Origin of the sequence: Gilliamella sp. Pas-s27, assembly GCF_009795865.1 — a bacterium.
Classification (GTDB): domain Bacteria; phylum Pseudomonadota; class Gammaproteobacteria; order Enterobacterales; family Orbaceae; genus Gilliamella.
The window spans coordinates 8,155-25,982 of the sequence record NZ_WTEW01000008.1 but is presented as its reverse complement, the minus strand read 5'-3'; the positions used below and the strand labels follow the sequence as shown (position 1 = coordinate 25,982).

The 17,828-nt window shown below is 34.9% G+C and carries 18 protein-coding genes; 3 read left to right on the top strand and 15 right to left on the bottom strand.

Annotation, left to right across the window (positions count from 1 at the left end; translation table 11 throughout):
- Positions 1-142: 142 nt before the first annotated feature.
- The 11 genes from rplT to GQ589_RS04495 all read right to left on the bottom strand — a co-directional run bounded on the left by rplT (position 143) and on the right by GQ589_RS04495 (position 11,822).
- Entirely contained in the window at positions 143-496 is a 354-nt protein-coding gene (gene rplT, locus GQ589_RS04540) for a 50S ribosomal protein L20 (protein ID WP_024496189.1), read from the bottom strand.
- 33 nt (positions 497-529) lie between these two features.
- Positions 530-727, bottom strand: a complete 198-nt coding sequence (gene rpmI / locus GQ589_RS04535; protein WP_025315575.1) for a 50S ribosomal protein L35 — start codon at positions 725-727, stop codon at positions 530-532.
- Positions 728-811: 84 nt separating this feature from the next.
- Complete coding sequence (gene infC, locus GQ589_RS04530; RefSeq protein ID WP_065587350.1) at positions 812-1,351, bottom strand: translation initiation factor IF-3; 540 nt, start codon at positions 1,349-1,351, stop codon at positions 812-814.
- Positions 1,352-1,378: 27 nt separating this feature from the next.
- The gene (gene thrS, locus GQ589_RS04525; protein ID WP_160399876.1) at positions 1,379-3,304 is read right to left on the bottom strand and encodes a threonine--tRNA ligase; all 1,926 of its coding nucleotides are present in this window, start codon (positions 3,302-3,304) and stop codon (positions 1,379-1,381) included.
- A gap of 163 nt (positions 3,305-3,467) precedes the next feature.
- Positions 3,468-3,623: an IS3 family transposase gene (locus tag GQ589_RS12525; protein ID WP_370519417.1), complete on the bottom strand. Its 156-nt coding sequence runs from the start codon at positions 3,621-3,623 to the stop codon at positions 3,468-3,470.
- A gap of 156 nt (positions 3,624-3,779) precedes the next feature.
- Positions 3,780-4,100, bottom strand: coding sequence for a hypothetical protein (locus GQ589_RS12195; RefSeq protein ID WP_202115026.1), 321 nt, complete (start codon positions 4,098-4,100; stop codon positions 3,780-3,782).
- 154 nt (positions 4,101-4,254) lie between these two features.
- The gene (locus GQ589_RS04515) at positions 4,255-5,238 is read right to left on the bottom strand and encodes an AEC family transporter (protein WP_160399861.1); all 984 of its coding nucleotides are present in this window, start codon (positions 5,236-5,238) and stop codon (positions 4,255-4,257) included.
- A gap of 773 nt (positions 5,239-6,011) precedes the next feature.
- Entirely contained in the window at positions 6,012-7,142 is a 1,131-nt protein-coding gene (locus GQ589_RS04510; protein WP_160424834.1) for an ABC transporter permease, read from the bottom strand.
- A gap of 5 nt (positions 7,143-7,147) precedes the next feature.
- The gene (rbbA, locus tag GQ589_RS04505; protein WP_160424832.1) at positions 7,148-9,946 is read right to left on the bottom strand and encodes a ribosome-associated ATPase/putative transporter RbbA; all 2,799 of its coding nucleotides are present in this window, start codon (positions 9,944-9,946) and stop codon (positions 7,148-7,150) included.
- Positions 9,947-9,959: 13 nt separating this feature from the next.
- Entirely contained in the window at positions 9,960-11,033 is a 1,074-nt protein-coding gene (locus tag GQ589_RS04500; RefSeq protein ID WP_160411501.1) for an HlyD family secretion protein, read from the bottom strand.
- 267 nt (positions 11,034-11,300) lie between these two features.
- Positions 11,301-11,822: a DUF2867 domain-containing protein gene (locus GQ589_RS04495; protein ID WP_091124885.1), complete on the bottom strand. Its 522-nt coding sequence runs from the start codon at positions 11,820-11,822 to the stop codon at positions 11,301-11,303.
- A 263-nt stretch (positions 11,823-12,085) separates the two neighbouring features.
- Between GQ589_RS04495 and argE the strand changes: the two genes are divergently transcribed.
- The gene (gene argE, locus GQ589_RS04490) at positions 12,086-13,249 is read left to right on the top strand and encodes an acetylornithine deacetylase (RefSeq protein ID WP_160424829.1); all 1,164 of its coding nucleotides are present in this window, start codon (positions 12,086-12,088) and stop codon (positions 13,247-13,249) included.
- Positions 13,250-13,304: 55 nt separating this feature from the next.
- Here argE and rnz read toward each other — a convergent pair whose 3' ends face one another.
- Positions 13,305-14,222: a ribonuclease Z gene (gene rnz / locus GQ589_RS04485; RefSeq protein WP_160399856.1), complete on the bottom strand. Its 918-nt coding sequence runs from the start codon at positions 14,220-14,222 to the stop codon at positions 13,305-13,307.
- Positions 14,223-14,228: 6 nt separating this feature from the next.
- Entirely contained in the window at positions 14,229-14,456 is a 228-nt protein-coding gene (locus GQ589_RS04480) for a YccJ family protein (protein ID WP_160411498.1), read from the bottom strand.
- A gap of 73 nt (positions 14,457-14,529) precedes the next feature.
- On the opposite strand from GQ589_RS04480, the gene yaaA reads away from it, so the two are divergent.
- Positions 14,530-15,303, top strand: coding sequence for a peroxide stress protein YaaA (gene yaaA, locus GQ589_RS04475; protein ID WP_160399854.1), 774 nt, complete (start codon positions 14,530-14,532; stop codon positions 15,301-15,303).
- A gap of 17 nt (positions 15,304-15,320) precedes the next feature.
- Positions 15,321-16,274 (top strand): AEC family transporter, encoded by a 954-nt coding sequence (locus tag GQ589_RS04470; protein WP_237399185.1) that lies wholly within the window; start codon positions 15,321-15,323, stop codon positions 16,272-16,274.
- 10 nt (positions 16,275-16,284) lie between these two features.
- Here the strand turns inward: GQ589_RS04470 and GQ589_RS04465 are convergent, their stop codons facing one another.
- Positions 16,285-17,142 carry a carboxylate/amino acid/amine transporter gene (locus GQ589_RS04465; RefSeq protein ID WP_160424825.1) on the bottom strand — a complete coding sequence of 286 codons (858 nt, stop codon included), beginning with the start codon at positions 17,140-17,142 and terminating at the stop codon, positions 16,285-16,287.
- A gap of 118 nt (positions 17,143-17,260) precedes the next feature.
- A partial coding sequence (locus GQ589_RS04460; RefSeq protein ID WP_202115025.1) for a DUF6708 domain-containing protein occupies positions 17,261-17,828 on the bottom strand: 568 nt, incomplete at its 5' end.

The window sequence follows — 17,828 nt, the reverse complement described above, 5'->3', positions numbered from 1 at the left end:
TTTTTGCCTCGTTAATTAGCATTACTAAAAAAGCCAAAAAAGAAATAAAAAATAACTAAGTTCATAATTGAATAACTCTTTATAATAAAAATCAAAATTTTAAAATTATAAAAGCCGAGATAACTCGGCTCTTATGACGCTATTACAGTGCTGCTTTTGCTTTTTCAACTAATGCAGCAAACGCATTTTTATCAAATACCGCAATATCAGCAAGGATCTTACGATCAATCTCAATAGAAGCTTTCTTTAAACCATTAATAAAACGGCTATATGAAAGACCACATTGGCGTGCTGCAGCATTGATACGAACAATCCATAATTGACGGAATTGACGTTTACGTTGACGACGGTCACGGTAAGCATATTGTCCTGCTTTGATTACAGCTTGGAAAGCAACACGATATACACGTGAACGAGCACCATAATAACCTTTTGCTTGTTTTAAAATTTTCTTGTGACGTGCACGAGCAATAACACCACGTTTAACACGAGCCATAAACTATATCCTCTAAATAAATTAACCAATGAATTAAGCGTATGGAACACACGCAGTAACTAAACCTAAATCGCCTTTTGACACAGTTGTCAAACCACGTAAATGACGTTTACGTTTGGTTGATTTCTTAGTTAAGATATGACTTTTATTAGCTTGCTTATGCTTAAAGCCACCAGAAGCTGTTTTTTTAAAGCGCTTTGCTGCGCCTCTTACAGTTTTAATTTTAGGCATTTTATTAATTTCCACTTCGCATTGTTAATAAAAATAAAATAATGGTGTAAGTTTTAATAAATTAAAAGTTAGCTTGTAAAACCATTATTTTTTCTTTGGCGCAAGTACCATTATCATTTGACGACCTTCGATCTTAGTTGGATAAGATTCAATGATAGCCAAATCAGCTAGGTCCTCTTTAATGCGATCTAGCATTTCAGAACCCAACTGTTGGTGAGCCATTTCACGACCACGAAAACGTAACGTGACTTTAGCTTTATCGCCATCTTCAAGAAAGCGAATCAGGCTGCGGAGTTTTACCTGATAATCGCCTTCATCTGTACCAGGTCGGAATTTAATTTCCTTAACCTGAACAACCTTTTGCTTTTTCTTTTGCTCTTTTGTTGCTTTACTCTTTTCATAGAGGAATTTGCCATAATCCATAATTCGACAAACAGGTGGCTCTGCATTAGGGCTTATTTCAACTAAATCAAGAGTTGCTTCTTCCGCTTGTTTTAAAGCTTCGTCTAAGCTTACAATACCGAGCTGCTCACCATCGACGCCGGTTAACCTCACCTCGCGAGCAGTAATTTCATCGTTAATTTTATGCGCGCGTGTTGACTGAATTCGTTTACTGACTTTAATATCTCATTCCTCCAAATTAATTTATCATTAATTCATTTGTTCTAATGAACGACTATGAATTTCGTTAAGCAACAATTCTATAACATGTTTCACTTCAAAGCTACCAAGATCTTTACCTTGGCGCGTTCGAACTGAAATAGTACCCGATTCCATTTCTTTATCTCCACAGACAAACATATATGGAACTCGTTTCAATGTATGCTCGCGAATTTTAAACCCAATTTTCTCATTTCTCAAGTCCGCTTTTGCTCTAATACCAACTTTTTGTAATTGTTCGGATAATTGTTTGGCATATTCGGCTTGATTATCAGTAATATTGATCACAACAACTTGTAGTGGAGAAAGCCATGTAGGGAAAAAACCAGCACAGTTTTCAGTCAATATACCCATAAAACGTTCCATTGATCCTAAAATAGCTCTATGAATCATAACAGGGGTATGACGTTCATTATCCTCACCAACATAAGTCGCATCCAAACGTTCAGGTAACATAAAATCAAGCTGAACTGTACCACACTGCCATGCACGACCTAAACAGTCGTGTAATGTAAACTCAATTTTTGGCCCATAAAAAGCCCCTTCACCTGGTAGGTATTCAAATTTGATACCATTTTCAGTTAAACATTCAGCTAAATCTTTTTCTGCTAAATCCCATGTTTCATCTTTACCAATTCTCTTTTCAGGGCGAGTCGACAGTTTGACCGTAATATCGGTAAAACCAAAAGTACTATAAGTATCATAAACCATTTTGATACAACTATTCACTTCACTGCGAATTTGACTTTCAGTACAAAAAATATGGGCATCATCTTGAGTAAAACCACGAACCCGCATTAAGCCATGTAAAGATCCTGAAGGCTCATTTCGATGACAACTACCAAATTCTGCCATACGTAATGGTAAATCACGATAAGATTTTAACCCTTGATTAAAAATCTGTACATGTCCTGGGCAGTTCATTGGTTTAATGCAATATTCGCGGTTTTCTGAAGATGTTACAAACATTAATTCTTTGTAGTTACCCCAATGTCCTGTTTTTTCCCACAAAATACGATCCATCATAAATGGACCTTTCACTTCTTGATAATCATATTCCTTTAACTTTGTACGAACAAAAACCTCTAGTTCACGGAAAATTATCCAACCATCATTATGCCAAAACACCATGCCAGGTGCTTCTTCTTGCATATGATAAAGATCAAGCTGTTTACCTATTTTACGATGATCTCGTTTAGCGGCTTCTTCAAGAAATTGTAAATAACTATCCAGTTGTTTTTTGTCTGCCCATGCAGTTCCATAAATGCGTTGTAACATTTTATTATCACTGTCACCACGCCAATAAGCACCAGCGACTTTTTGTAATTTAAAATGATGGCAAAAACGCATATTTGGTACATGCGGTCCACGACACATATCAATATACTCTTCATGATGATAAAGTGCTGGCGTTGCATCCTTAGGGATATTTTCATCTAAAATTGCAATTTTATAAGGTTCATGACGATTCCAAAAAATTTCTCTTGCTTGTTCCCAACTAACAATTTCTTTTTTTACATCGTAGTTTTTCTTTGCAAGCTCAAGCATACGCCTTTCTAATGCATCAATATCTTCCTGCGTTAATGAATGTTCTAAATCGACATCATAATAAAAACCATTGTCAATAGTTGGACCAATTGCCATTTGTACATCAGGCCATAATTGTTTAATAGCATGCCCTAGTAAATGCGCACAAGAATGACGAATAATTTCAAGCCCATCATCATCTTTAGCTGTAATAATAGCTAAAGATGCATCTTCAGTAATGACATCACAAGCATCTTTACGTTCACCATTTACACGTCCAGCTATACAAGCTTTTGCTAGCCCCGCACCTATACTTTGTGCGACTTCTAAAATGGTAACAGGTTTATCAAATTGACGTTGACTTCCGTCAGGAAGAGTAATAATTGGCATAATAAATCCTTAAACAGTGGTGCGCCACACGAAAGCGCACTTGCATACATAAAAAATAGATCGAGTATATTATCACTTATCATCAAGATTTTAAATAAAAAATCATTTCCATACCGTTCTAAATAAATTTAAAAATATAAAGTGTAGGAAAACACCGAGTTGTTTACACTTCATGGTTAAAAAAATCCTCTAAAAACTCATAAGGCGTTTCCCCTGAAATCGCTTTATGCTGTTTAACGGTATTATAAAAATTAATAAAGCATTTAATCTCTTGTTTTCTCTCTTTTGAGTCACTAAATATTTGCTGATTATGCCACATCTCAATTCAAAGTTCGTATCACTCTTTCGGTTTTCCCATGCGTTTGTAGACAAGAGGGCTTGGTAAATTTTTAATTAATACGATGGCTATCACTTTTTAACAAATAAGTGTTCACTTGTGCCTTGATATGCACGTCCATTATCGGAATAAATACATTCAATGGTATAAGGGCATTGGACCTAACACATCGTTTTGTAAAAACTGTGCTGAGCTAAATTGGGATTTATCAGGGTAAATACTGGCATAAAGCTCACGTGAAAAATCATCAATGCCGACAAATAAATATTCTCTAGCTTGCTGTTTTGTTTGATTTTTAAGCAAATATAAACATTTGGTATCAACGTATAGTATTTCACTTGGATAAGTTTTGTTATAGCGTTTAGCCAAATATGTAACTGTTATTTTTTCTTTATGATATAAGCGCCCTACCTCTTGTTTGTGATAAGGTGTTAGTTTTGTTTTTTTATGTATATTCATTACAGTCGTTTCTCAAATTACTGTAAACAATGCGAGGAATTCCTAAATCTTGACAATTAGAGAAAAGCCTTTTGTAAGAAGTGTGTAATAAGTAATAAAAATGCCCTTGTTTAAGTCAAATAAAACAAGAGCATTGATACTTAGTCTTTATTTATTAGGCAACACCAGGAACGGTGAAATCCATAATAAGCAGTAAAGTTGGCAAAATAAAGATAGATAAAACCGTTGATGCAAAGAAAATGCTCGAAGCTTGTTCTTGCTCGACATTCCAATTATAAGCCAAAATCACCGCTGTTGATGCTGTTGGCATGGCTAATAGGAATACTAACTCTTCTGCTTCCATACCTGTAATACCAAATAAGTACACTGAAATAAGCGCAACGACTGGTGTAATAAAGCTTTTTAAAACCACGTTGATCATTAATGGTTTAGATAATTTTAACTGAACTCCGTGAATTCCCACCCCCACAGCAATAAGCGAAATAAAGTTACAAGCGTTAGACATAATGTCAAAAGTATTAAATACAAAATGTGGTAACCATTTAGTACCATCGGTAACACTTACAATTAACCCTAAAATAACGGCCAAAAACATGGGTTTCATGAGTGAGTTTTTTACTGCACTAAAGATCATATCACCAGTAACTTTACCACCAGATAATTTAGTATCACATAATTCTAATAAAAAAATTGTCATCGGAATTAGTGATAATGCAACAACAAAATTAGCAATAGCAACCGAAATAGTAGATGCTGCCCCAAGCATTAACGTCAAAAAAGGGACTCCCATTCCGCCCATATTAGGAAAGCAACACAACATGGCATTCATCGCTGTTGATTTTAACTCTTTATGCAAAATGTATTTATTGGTTAGAAAACAAATTATCCATAAAAATGACATAGTGCAGAAAAAAGCGATCATCCAAATACCATTAAATATCTGCGATGGTTTAGCGTGAGACGTATGCACAAAAAGCAACGCAGGAAAAACAAAATTTGATACTAACCCTGATAATAATTTTTTAGAATCTTTTGTGAAAATGCCTTTTTGTACACATAACCAACCAAGAAAGATTAGTAAAAAGACCGGAAGACAAGAACTTACAACTTGCCCAACTGCAGACCAGATTAGATTCATTTTTTTAAAACTCCTAAAATAATATTACTTAAAAGACAAATTCGGTAATGGTCGGTAACTTAAGATTAGAGATTATATTTATAGACCGAGCTAAAATAAGTAGGTACAAAATCGAATATATTTTATTACATGTAAAACGACATTCTTCTTTGTTATAAATTGATATTATTAAATACTATTTCGCACTTACTATGATTATTACTATGTTTAATAAAAGACATTCTTAATTATAAAGTCGTTGTTATATTCAAATATAAAATAGTGTCACTTCGGTTCATTATACTTATTCTTATAGACCTTGTGTGAAGCAAGATCTACAAACAACCTTTAAAAAACAAAAAAACATAGAAATTTGGCTTAATATCAGTAAAAAAAATGGTTTATTTCTTTAAAAAACAAACAAATAAATAAAGTAAAAAACGAATGTTAAAGTATGGTAAAAATTAAAATGTCATTAAAATTACCTAAATAATAGCTCTTATTACATTTTATTTGTTATAATCGCCACTATAATTATGGTTAATTATTTGATTTAAATTGTTTATATTAAATTATCGCTATAAAAATATTTTTCTGATATTTATATAATGAAGGTAAAAATAGAAAATACTATATAAAAATTTGTTTAAAAATAATCAATAAATAATCAATACAATGTAAATCATTTATGTCACATTGTAAAATGCGCAATGCAATTTAAGTTAATTCTAACTTAAAACGTTCTATTTATTTTTATCAAAACCCTCCTCTTTTATTATATTGATTAAAAGATATTATGATCCCATATTGACAATTGAACTACGAAATCGTTTTAAAGCAATTAAAAAGAATACAGTACCAATTGCCAATAACCACGCAAACGAAGTCCAAACCACACTTAAACCAGCGCCACGATAGAGTATCGCCTGCCCTAATTCAACAAAGTGCGTTGTTGGTGCAAACATCATAATATTTTGAACTATTTCGGGCATACTTTCTCGTGGTGTACTGCCACCTGATAGCATTTGGAGTGGCAATAAAACTAAAATAAGTAACATTGCAAATTGGGCGGTTGATTTAGCAACGGTTGCCATGAAGATTCCAAGTGACGTTGTCACGAACAAGTGCAATGCCGCCCCTATTAAAAACAAGCTGACCGAACCAGCAATAGGCACATTTAACCAGCTATGAACAACCAGTAACAATGCAATCCAAGTTGATATTAAAACAACAAGCCCCATTGACCATACTTTTGATATCATAATTTCAAATGGTGTGACAGGCATAGCAAGCAGGTGATCAATCGTTCCATGTTCCCGCTCTTTCATTAAAGCAGCACCGGTTAAGATGATCGAGAGTGTTGTCACTATATTGATGATTTCCATTACCGAACCAAACCAAGAACGCGTTAAATTAGGATTAAATGCGGTATGTACTTGTATGTTAACAGGCAAATTCGTGACTTTACTGTAACGATTAACATATTCAGTCACCTCGCCTGTAATAATCTGCATTATGTAGCCATTACCAACAAATGCCTGCCCCATTCTGGTTGCGTCTATGTTGAGTTGAATTTCTGGGCTTTGGTTATTGAGCACATCGCGCTGAAAATTAGGAGGAATATTCAACGCAAACGTGTATTTATCAGTATCCATTCCACGATCGACATCATTCATTGAATATAATTTAACAGGAGTATTGAACATTGGTGGATAAAAAGCTGCAATAATTTGCGTTGATAAGGGGGAGTTGTCTTCATCAACAACAGCAATTGATGCATGATGTAACGAATCAGACGTTGCTGTTGCGGCAATATAGATATCAAAGGTAAAGCAATAGGCTATTAATAACAACATGATAGGATCACGCAGTAATCCCCAAAGTTCTTTAATGCCTAAGCGATAAATATTAATTAAACTTTGCATAATACCTACCCTTCTTGCTTTTTAAGAAGAAAAATACTAGCACCAAGCACAATTGGTATTGTTACCAATAAAATAAATATCGAATTATGCAAATCCATAAAGCCGAGTGCTTTGTTAAATACGCCACGAGCAATAATTAGCATATGCGTTGTTGGATAGATTTCACCAATATAACGACCACTACCTTCTAGTGATGCAACGGGATTTAACAGTCCTGAAAATTGAATAGCTGGTAACATTGTTCCCACGCAAGTTAAAAAGATAACCGCAATTTGGCTACGCGTGATCGTTGACGCCAATAAGCCAAAGCCAGTAGAAATAATACAATAAGCAAATGCAGCAAGGCACAATGTAAATAAGCTACCTTTTACTGGCACGCCAAAAATGGTGATTGCCATAAATAGCAATAATAAAAAGCTAAACATGGAAATAACAATATAAGGTACTTGTTTACCTAACAAAAATTCAGCTTTTGTGACTGGTGTTACATATAAGTTGATAATCGATCCCATCTCTTTTTCACGCACGACTGATAACGCTGCTAACATTGACGGAATCATTAATAATAAAATAGGAATAACCGCTGGCACCATAGATGGTAAGCTTTTGATATCAGGGTTATAACGATAGCGTGTTTCTATATTTGCTAAGCTAGTGGATGACTTTCCTGTTACTTCTTTTACTTTTTCGCTTAGCCAAGCAAGGTGCATACCTTGTACATAACCTTTGATTGTTTCTGCCCTTAGTGGCATAGCACCATCAATCCAAATAGCAATATCAACAGGATCACCACGTTGTATATCTCGTCCAAAATTAGGAGGGATTTCTATCGCTAAGGCAATATCATTACTCCGTAATCGGGCGTCCATGTCGTTATAATCAGTGATAGCGTTTTTTTCAATAAAATAGCGTTTAGAACCAGATAAATTAAGCGTATAATTTTGGCTGATGATACTTTGATCACGATCAAGCACTGCAAAACTGAGATCTTCAACATCCATAGTAATACCGAACCCCATTACCAACATTAAAATTGCGGAACCTAATAATGCTAATAATGCTCGTAATGGATCGCGTGATAATTCAAGTGTTTCACGCCATAAGCAGCCTATCATGCGTGTAAAACTAAATCCTTGAAGGTGATTTTTTTGTGATGTTTCAATAGCGTTATTGGTTATGACTTTTGGAGATTCAGTTATTTGTTCTTCAGTGTGACTATCATCAGCCCCAGCATCAACAAGATAACGAATAAACGCGTCTTCTAGTGTTTTTGCCTTTTTAGCGCTGATAATATTATCAGGTGTATCACTTGCTAACACTTTACCTGCATGCATTAACGAAATCCTATCGCACCTTGCAGCTTCATTCATAAAGTGAGTTGTAATAAATACGGTGACTTTGTCTTTTCTAGACAATTCAATGATCAAACGCCAAAAGTCATCTCGAGCAATGGGGTCAACCCCAGATGTTGGTTCATCAAGGATGAGGATTTGTGGATTATGCACCACTGCAACTGACAATGAAAGCCGCTGTTTTACCCCTAAAGGTAAACTATCGGGCAAGTTTTGTGCATCTTGCTCTAAACCAAAGCGTTTAAGCAATTCGTCAATACGCTCAGGTATTTTACTTTCCTCAATACCAAACAAACGTGCATGTAAAACTAAATTCTGTTTTACAGTTAACTCACTATATAAGGAAAAGGCTTGAGACATATAGCCTAAATGGCGCCTAACGTTTATATCACTAGCATCAACAGGTTTACCAAATAGCCACGCTTCACCTGATGAAATCGGTAATAAACCCGTTAACATTTTCATGGTAGTTGATTTACCACAACCATTTGATCCTAAAAAACCAAATATTTCGCCCTGCTTAATTGAAAAATTGACATGATCAACCGCAATAAAATTACCAAACTGTTTGGTTAAGTCTTTTGCTTCTATTGCTATTTGCAAATCTGTATTAAGGTCTAACGGTGGAATTTCGACAGTTTGATAACCTTGCTTGGCATTTTCAGGCATTAACTCGATAAAGGCGTCGTCTAAATTGTCTTTTTTGGTTTTTGCTAGTAATGAACTTGGTGTACCAGTTTCAAGAATTTTACCACCATACATCGCAACCAACCAATCAAAGTTTTGTGCCTCATCCATATAGGCCGTTGCCACAATTACACTCATTTGTGGTCTTTGTTTACGAATCTTGTTGATTAACTGCCAAAATTGCGCTCTGGAAAGAGGATCAACCCCTGTGGTTGGTTCATCTAAAATCAATAGATCAGGATCATGAATTAACGCCGAACATAAGCTTACTTTTTGCTTCATCCCACCCGACAAACGCCCTGCAGGTCTTGATAAAAAAGGGTAAAGACCAGTGCTATGCGTTAATTCGTCAATACGACGGCGACGCTCTGCAGCATCATTGCCAAATAAACGAGCAAAAAACTGTAAATTTTCTTCAACAGATAAAGTTGGATAAAGATTTTTGCCTAATCCTTGCGGCATATAGGCAATGCGTGTACAGACATTTTTGCGGTGTGATTTGTCTTTCATATCGCCGTCTAAGACATACACTAAACCGTCTTGAATAACATGAGCTCCCGCAATTAGCGATAATAAACTAGATTTACCCACCCCATCAGGCCCAATAAAACCCACCATACACCGTGAAGGGATGGCTAAATTAATATTATTAAGTGCACAGTTTTTTTTGTAATGCAGTGTGACATTGCTTACTTTTACCACAGCATCATCAATGGATTTAGCTTCATTTAATAAAACTAAATCCTTATTGTCTGAATCTGACATATGCTATCTCCAATTATTCGGTCGGACATTTTGCAATATCAGATAAGCCATCTGGCCATGGCGTTTTAGGATCAAGTTTAACCCAAGCCACACCGGGTAAACCAGTTTTAACTTGAGCTATATAACATTTTAATAATTCAGGGCTTAGTTGCGCTTTAACTCTAAACATCAGCTTTTGACGTTCATCTTTTGTTTCAACTGTTTTGGGTGTAAATTGCGCAACACTTGAAACAAACGAAATCTTGGCTGAAATGGCTTTATCTGGTAACGCATCTAAAATAAGTCTAACTTCGTCACCAATAGCCACTTTACCAGCCACCGTTTCTGGCAAAAAGAAAGTCAAATAGACATCATAAAGATTTACTAAATTTAAAACCTTACCACCAGATGGTAAAACCTCGCCTAACTGTGCAATACGATACTGAATACGTCCATCAACAGGAGCAACTAAAGTACTGTCATCAATATCAGCTTGAATTTGTTTTATATTTGCACTGGCAACATTGATAGCTGCTTTAGCACTATCAACACCGGCCTGAGCAACGGCAATTGCAGCATCTGCTGCTGTAACTTGCGATTTTGCAGAATCTAACGCCGCTTTAGCGTTATTAAATTTGGCGGTATCATCATCGAATTGTTGTATAGATAATGCGCCTTTTTGATAAAGTGTGCGAGTCCGTTGTAAATGCTTAGAAGCAATATCTAAATCGCTTTCACGCTGACTTACACCGGCTTGGGCTGCAACTTTATCGCTCATTTTTAACGCGACTTGTGCTTGGGCGCTTGTTTCATTACTTATTGCTTGCCCATATTGTGCTTGCGCTTCATTTAATTGAGCTTGTAAGGTATCGGTTTGCATAACAACAAGTTGTTGCCCTGCTTTAACAAAATCGCCCTCATTAACGTTAATTTTTTCTATTCTGCCAGCTAATTTTGTCGAAATATTGATTTCGGTCGCTTCAATACGTCCATTGCCACTGACAAAGTCCGCACCATATCCGTCTGTTTTAAATTGTTGCCATAAAATAAAAATGATAGCGACAATAACGACTGTAATAATAATCCCTTTTCTGCTTATTTGTTTCATGAATAACACCTTATATTTTAAAGTGATTTATAACAAAGCTTAACGAAATAACAAATCGTTATAGGCTATAATTGTATTGATTAAATAATATCAAATGTTTATGGCAAATAATATCTGTTCATAAAACAATCGCAATAAAAGCTAAAAAATTAAGCTGGATGGTTTTATATTTTATTTATAGATTTGAAATTAATAACATCATTATATTATGCAATAAAGCTGATATGCTCATTGCAAATTGATAAGTTATTTACAATAAAAGACTTATTATTTTATATTTTCAAATAATTTATTAACAATATAAGGATGTAAAATAGCAACGGGTAACATATATAATTTCCCCCAGATATTGTGATTTTTAACTGATGCAATTAAATATACTGTATTTTTACTTATGTCATTACCTTTATCTACAACACGAATACAAACACAAACATCTAAATGGCAATCTTTTACAACTAATGTCAATTTATCGTTGGTTTCCTCTGTTATGGTAAAAAAATCGGCCATATTGCTTTCGTCTGGTTGATGCTTATCTTCCGCAGAACTATCAAATCCATTAATCGCTTTGACACCGATTAATTTCACTAAACAATCCCTTATTTTAAAGAGTATTTTTAGCCATCTAGGTTGATAAGATGTCATCATTTTATAAGCTTCATAGGCTGTCAATTTTTTAGAAATATCTTTTTTTTGACAATCTAAATAATCGATTTCTTCTGCAATAAAGCTTACATTATCAGGTAATGTTTGCCGTACTTTTATAATATTGTTTTGTTTATTTTTCATATAATTATTCCCCTTCCTCCTATTGTATAAAATGCTTATCTAAAACATGAATAAAAATCATAAAAAAACACCACATTCAACAAATTTAGCAGTCAATTTAACTCCTAATCAGCTAACTATGCATTAGTTAATCTACATATTGAATACTATCAAAACATAAAACACTAATTGAAACAACATGATTATTTATATGCAAAAAATAATGTAAATGCTATGCTTGTAGCCTTATAAAAGACATATCTTCAATTTATCATTTAAAGGTGATGTTTATGGCGCTTCCCTCTTTTTTAACGCTTTACAATGAGCTTATCTCGACTCCAACAATCAGTAATGTCACGAACGAAGAATTAGATTATTCAAACCAACCACTTATTGAAAAACTAGCCACTTGGTTTGAAGATTTAGGTTTTACGGTTGATATTCAACCAGTTCCTAATACTCGCCACAAATTCAATATGCTAGCCACTTATTCCAATAGCGAAAATACAACACAAGGCGGGTTATTGTTAAGCGGACACAGTGACACCGTTCCGTTTGACGAAGGACAATGGACTAAAGAACCCTTTAAACTAACCGAAGAAAATAACAAACTATATGGACTTGGCACCGCTGATATGAAAGGTTTTTTTGCCTTTATTTTAGATGCGCTACGCGATATTGACCTTAAAACACTCAATAAACCGATTTATGTTCTTGCAACTGCCGATGAAGAAACATCCATGGCAGGCGCAGCATTTTTTGCCAAAAATACCAAATTACAACCTGACTGCACTATTATTGGTGAACCCACTTCGTTAATTCCTATACGAGCTCATAAGGGGTTTATCTCTAATTCAATTAAAGTGATCGGCAAATCAGGACATTCAAGTGACCCCGATAAAGGCATTAATGCTATTGAAGTAATGAATTTAGTTATTGAACGCTTATTGATACTCAAACAAAAATTTAAAGAACAATATCACAACGACGGATTCAGTGTACCTTACCCTACCCTAAATTTAGGTGTTATTCACGGTGGTGACGCTGCCAATCGTATTTGCGGTTGTTGTGAACTGGTGATTGATATTCGTGTATTACCCGATAACGATGTTGATTCACTGTATCATGCACTTTGCGAAGCGCTACAACCCGTTATGGATAAATACCCAAATCGAATTGCTATTGAATATGAAGTCGCCCCAATTCCCGGTTATGAGTGTAAAAAAGATCACCCCGTATTACAGCATATTGAAACGTTAGTCGGTCATAGTGCACAAACAGTTAATTACAGCACTGAAGCACCATACTTAAATCAAATTGCCCCAACAATTGTATTGGGTCCGGGTTCAATTGAGCAAGCACACCAACCCGATGAGTTTATTTCAATGGACTTTCTAAAACCGACTAAAACAGCAATAGAACAATTGATTAAGGATTTCTGCCTTTAGCTTTAGATACTAAATTATGCAAACGCCGACAATGTCGGCGAAAAGACAAAATAGCTTAAATAGTGAATGTTGAAAAATCGGTAGCAATTTCAGTGTTAGCAAAAATACTTCTTGCTTCGTTAACTAATTTATTATTATCATCCAAACTATATCTAGGACTAATATGCGTCATAATAAGTCGCTTAGCATTGGCTTGTTTAGCAATAGTTGCAGCATGAATGGTTGTCGAGTGCCCGCGTTCGATTGCTTTGTCTTCTAGTGCATTTTCTTGCGTTGCTTCATGAACAAGCAAATCCACACCGTTAGCAAGCGTAATTGATGTTTGACAAGGTATGGTATCTCCTAAAATAGCTAATTTTTTACCTTTTTTCATTTTACTTTGATAATCAACACCACGAATAATGCGCCCATCATCTAAAGTTACTGTTTTACCATTTTTTAGATCATTATAATAAGAACCAATCTGAATGTTGTCTTGCTTTAATTTATCGATATCAAGCTGAGCTGGCAGATCTTTTTCAATAATACGATAGCCAAAACACGGCACGCGATGTTGTAATAATTTGGCTTCCACTCGGAACCGTTCATCTTCAAAAACTGTGCTGTCTTGTTCAAGCTCAACAATATTAAGAGTATAAGTTAACCAAGAGTAGCTAATTTCGATCACAGTTTCGATAAATTGCTTAACCCCTTTCGGTGCAATCAAGGTTAATGGCGATTGATTTTGCATCAAAGAACGCGTAGTTAATACACCAGGTAAACCAAACAAATGATCGCCATGCAAATGCGTTAAAAAAATAACCTCGAGTTTGGCAAGGCTGAATTTGGCTTTTTGCATTTGCATTTGAGTTGACTCACCACAATCAAAAAGCCATAGTCCATGTTGCTCTTGCCTAAGATCTAGCAGCATACTACTGACATTGCGTTGCGCAGTTGGAGACCCAGCGCTTGTCCCTAAAAAAGTTAAATTCATAACGACCTAAATATTTTTACGTTCGATGGTTTGTTCACCCCAAAACAGTTTATCAGCTTTTGTTTTGGCAAAAGCACGTTTTAAGACTTCATCACTACCTTCTGACCAAATTTGTTCAGCAAGCACTTCATCATGATTAGCTAGTTCAAAAATCGCCTCGGCAATTTCTATTGATGTGTCACGAACTGTTGCCCAAGCACGGATATCATGCATATCTTTTTTGGTTGAGTTCATTTTTTTACTCCTTTATGATGGGATTAAGTGTAAAATAAACCTAATTGAAGAAAATTACAATAGGTTACTTTTTATGCTTACCGTGATATCACCCGCTAAAACACTTGATTACCAAAGCCCGTTAACTACTAAACAAAACACCTTGCCCCAATTTATGCACCAATCTGAAAACCTAATTGAAGACTGCAAAAAGCTAAGTTCTAAAGATTTAGCTACATTAATGTCAATTAGCCCCAAATTGGCCGAACTTAACTATGAACGCTTTCAAACCTGGCATCGTGATTTTAATCTTGAAAACGCAAGGCAAGCTATACTTGCTTTTAAAGGTGATGTTTACGAAGGATTGCATGTTGAAGATTTTACTCATAAAGAGCTCGAATTTGCACAAAACCATTTACGCATACTGTCAGGGCTTTACGGCATATTAAGACCACTAGATTTGATTCAACCTTACCGTTTAGAAATGGGGATACGGTTAAAAAATGGTAATAACAGCAATCTTTATCAATTTTGGGGTGACCAATTAACCAACCATTTAAACGGTGAGCTGACTAAGTCAAAAAATCGAACCCTAATTAATTTAGCATCAAATGAATATTTCAAAGTGATTAAAACTAAACAACTAAACGCTAACATCATTCAACCGATCTTTTTAGATCAAAGTAAAAATACCTATAAAGTTATCAGTTTTTATGCCAAAAAAGCACGTGGACTTATGAGTCGATACATTATAAAAAATAGCATTGAAAATAGTGATGATATTAAAAGTTTTAATCTAGAGGGCTATCAGTTTGATTCTAAACGATCAACTGACTTAGAATGGTACTTTATTCGTAATCACAAATAAAAGAATAAAAAATAGCAATGGAATTTTTGACCACATTATGGGCACAGTTTTTATCCACCCTGCCCTTATTTGTATTGATTTTATTAGGTTTTTTAGCGGTTAAATTAGGTCACTGGCAAAAAACAGTAACCGATAGCTTAACCAAATTTACCTTTTATATTGCGTTTCCGATTATGCTATTTCAGATCATGAGTCACTTTTCTGAACAGTCACAGATCGATATAAACGTGTTACTTGTCTTTTTTGGGGCTTCGTTTGTTGTCTTTGCATTTGGTTGTCTAATTGCGTCAAAGTTATTTAAATTAAATGGTTCAGAAAGTACGCTTTTTGCTATGGGAGGAATTTATACTAATACTGTATTTGTTGGTATCCCTATTATCAAAATGCTACTTGGCGACAAAGCCATTCCCATTGTTGCTATTATTGTTATATTCAACGCGCTCATTTTATGGACACTCGCTACGGTATCAATTGAATTTGTTCAAATGGGGAAATTTTCGGGACAAAGCTTTATCAAAGCATTAAAGAACATATCCAAAAACCCTATAATTCTTGGTATATTTGTTGGAATTGTAGTGAACTATATACAATTACCTATGCCAAAATTCATCAATCAATCAACCAAAATGGTTAGCGATATGACAGCGCCACTTTCGCTCATTGTGCTAGGAATGGGACTGGCAGAATACAAAATTCGCGATAAACTTCTAGTAACAACGGCGATTTGTTCATTAAAATTGGTCATATTACCCATAGCAACTTATATTTTAGGCAAATTAATCGGCTTACCAACATTAGAATTACAAGTAGTCGTATTACTCAGTTCAGTATCAATTGCGATAAATTGTTATATGATGGCACGGCAATTTCAGGTGTTACAAGGTCCAATTGCTTCGAGTTTGTTAATATCAACGGCACTGTCTTCTATCACAACGCCGTTAATTTTATCAATTATGACACATTTACCTTAAGGCGGGCAAATTAATGTGCGACACGTTTTGTGATTTTGTAGTGCAGCAACAATGCCAAAACAATAACAATACTACCCAATAAAAAACGTAACCAATCAATGGATTGGTGCCAAATTACAACATTTACTAAAATCCCCGTTGGGATAACCACATTATTCATAATTGCCAAAGTCCCCGAATCGACTTTGGTTGCGCCAAAATTCCATAAAAAATAACATAAACCTGATGCAATAACACCAAGCCAAACAATAATGCCCCATTGTAAATTAGTCGTGGGTAATTTTGACCAATCGCCAAATAACCCCCACCCCAAAGCAGCAACAATCACCGCACCAAAATAAACCCATGCAAAAGCTTGATACTGTGGCATTGGGTAAATTTCCATAATCCTTTTATACCCTACTTGTCCTAAAGCAAAAACAATATTAGCCCCTTGGATCAATAAAAAGCCGATAACAAAATCACGGCTAATATAGTCATAACGAATAATTGCCGCTCCAATTACCGCAATAATAGCAGTAAACAGATAACTCATTCTAAGTCGATGACCTTGCAATAAATCATAAATAACCGTGACATAAATTGGTGTAAAAATAGTAAATAACAACACTTCAGGTACTGAAATATATTGAAAGGAATTATAATAAAAAAAGTACATAATCCCCAATTGACAAGCCCCAACGCCCATTAAAAGAAACATCTGTTTAAAATTAATATTTTTAAAACGTAAAAATGGAATAAATGTTACAAAAGCCAACAACACGCGCATTACTACAGCAAACCAAGTATCCACCTGTCCACTTAAATAAACAGCAATAAAACTAAACGAAAAAGACCAAACAATCGTTACAAAAATAAGGTAAACCATAATTAATTCATATAAACAATGACAAATGGAATGCATCGTATCAATTCACTTAACAGTTGTAAACTTTACTCAAAAAGAATGTCTTATCATTCAATCAAATTTGAGCATCACTTCATTATTAATAAACTGGATAAACCCTATCGTTAAGTTGGTATTCTTGCTCAATTTGGGCTAGCTCCTCTTTTGAACCGGCTTTCGAGGCTTTGTCTAATCCTTCAATTTGTCTTGAGGTAACTTTACGACGTGGTTCAACATCCATAAAACTTTTGGCATCGTCTCGGCTGTAATCTATATATCTTAAACCCGCTTTATTTAATGGACTGTCCGTTCCATACTCCATAAAATGGCTGATCCAATCCCAAGCATAAGTAAATAATCGGTTGATTTTATCAATATAGATATATTCAATCACTTCGTCGCTATTTGGCTTACAAGCTACACCATATAAAGTATAATCTTCAAAGCTACCACCTTTAGGATTGACGATTGTTGAACCTTGTAATACTGCATGAAAGTCCGCCCAATCATAGACTTTAATTTGATATTTTTTTAAATCTTTAAATGCTCTGAATGGCAACCAAAATGTTGACATCCATTTTATTGCCACTGCTTCGTAAAGATACACTTTACCTGTTTTACGATTAAAGCGAATCGGATTGCTAAAAGGAGAAAAATAAGCAAAAAGA

What these genes read in the sequence shown, in the direction of transcription:
- rplT (WP_024496189.1), bottom strand. Translation starts at nt 496, where the DNA reads ATGGCTCGTGTTAAACGTGGTGTTATTGCTCGTGCACGTCACAAGAAA.
- rpmI (WP_025315575.1), bottom strand. Translation starts at nt 727, where the DNA reads ATGCCTAAAATTAAAACTGTAAGAGGCGCAGCAAAGCGCTTTAAAAAA.
- thrS (WP_160399876.1), bottom strand. Translation starts at nt 3,304, where the DNA reads ATGCCAATTATTACTCTTCCTGACGGAAGTCAACGTCAATTTGATAAA.
- GQ589_RS12525 (WP_370519417.1), bottom strand. Translation starts at nt 3,623, where the DNA reads ATGTGGCATAATCAGCAAATATTTAGTGACTCAAAAGAGAGAAAACAA.
- GQ589_RS12195 (WP_202115026.1), bottom strand. Translation starts at nt 4,100, where the DNA reads ATGAATATACATAAAAAAACAAAACTAACACCTTATCACAAACAAGAG.
- GQ589_RS04515 (WP_160399861.1), bottom strand. Translation starts at nt 5,238, where the DNA reads ATGAATCTAATCTGGTCTGCAGTTGGGCAAGTTGTAAGTTCTTGTCTT.
- GQ589_RS04510 (WP_160424834.1), bottom strand. Translation starts at nt 7,142, where the DNA reads ATGCAAAGTTTAATTAATATTTATCGCTTAGGCATTAAAGAACTTTGG.
- rbbA (WP_160424832.1), bottom strand. Translation starts at nt 9,946, where the DNA reads ATGTCAGATTCAGACAATAAGGATTTAGTTTTATTAAATGAAGCTAAA.
- GQ589_RS04500 (WP_160411501.1), bottom strand. Translation starts at nt 11,033, where the DNA reads ATGAAACAAATAAGCAGAAAAGGGATTATTATTACAGTCGTTATTGTC.
- GQ589_RS04495 (WP_091124885.1), bottom strand. Translation starts at nt 11,822, where the DNA reads ATGAAAAATAAACAAAACAATATTATAAAAGTACGGCAAACATTACCT.
- argE (WP_160424829.1), top strand. Translation starts at nt 12,086, where the DNA reads ATGTTTATGGCGCTTCCCTCTTTTTTAACGCTTTACAATGAGCTTATC.
- rnz (WP_160399856.1), bottom strand. Translation starts at nt 14,222, where the DNA reads ATGAATTTAACTTTTTTAGGGACAAGCGCTGGGTCTCCAACTGCGCAA.
- GQ589_RS04480 (WP_160411498.1), bottom strand. Translation starts at nt 14,456, where the DNA reads ATGAACTCAACCAAAAAAGATATGCATGATATCCGTGCTTGGGCAACA.
- yaaA (WP_160399854.1), top strand. Translation starts at nt 14,530, where the DNA reads ATGCTTACCGTGATATCACCCGCTAAAACACTTGATTACCAAAGCCCG.
- GQ589_RS04470 (WP_237399185.1), top strand. Translation starts at nt 15,321, where the DNA reads ATGGAATTTTTGACCACATTATGGGCACAGTTTTTATCCACCCTGCCC.
- GQ589_RS04465 (WP_160424825.1), bottom strand. Translation starts at nt 17,142, where the DNA reads ATGGTTTACCTTATTTTTGTAACGATTGTTTGGTCTTTTTCGTTTAGT.